Genomic DNA, 559 nt, shown 5'->3' on the forward strand with positions numbered 1-559 from the left:
GAGTTCCGGGCTATTCAAAAGATGGAAAATTTAAAGAAGATCAAGTTGTAATTGGTATGGCCACTGATGAAAATGGAATACCAATTATGCTAAAAGTATTCAGAGGAAACACTGCCGATTGCAACACATTTATTCCTTTTATTATCGAAATGAAAAAGACTTACAATCTTAAAAAAGTGACCATAATTGCCGATAAAGGTATGTCTATTAACAGAAATATAAGATTTTTGGAGGCAAATGGTATAGATTTTATTATTTCTTACCGTTTAAAAACATCTTCAAAAGAGTTTAAAGAGTTTGCACTTGATAAGTCGGGTTATAAACAAATTAACTCAACAACAAAATATAAAGAATACGAATATAATTCGCATTGAAATGGTAAAAGAATTAACGAAAATATTCGAAGAAGAATAATTACACACAGTACTTCAAGAGCTAAAAAAGATAAAGAAGATCGTAGAAATTTAATTAATAATTTTATTAAAAAACAAAACTCACAAGGTGTTGTTACTGCTGATAATATTATTGGAATAAAGAAATATAAATTCTATAAAAAAGT

At 27.2% G+C, this 559-nt stretch carries 1 protein-coding gene; it reads left to right on the plus strand.

Annotated elements, in window-relative coordinates; translation table 4 throughout:
• Window positions 1–559 (plus strand): IS1634 family transposase (locus QMA87_RS00005; RefSeq protein ID WP_283833607.1); only part of this gene is annotated, 559 nt, incomplete at both ends.

The sequence above is a fragment of the Mycoplasma phocimorsus genome (assembly GCF_030077875.1).
In the GTDB taxonomy this organism is placed as follows: Bacteria; Bacillota_I; Bacilli_A; order Mycoplasmatales; family Metamycoplasmataceae; genus Mycoplasma_H; species Mycoplasma_H phocimorsus.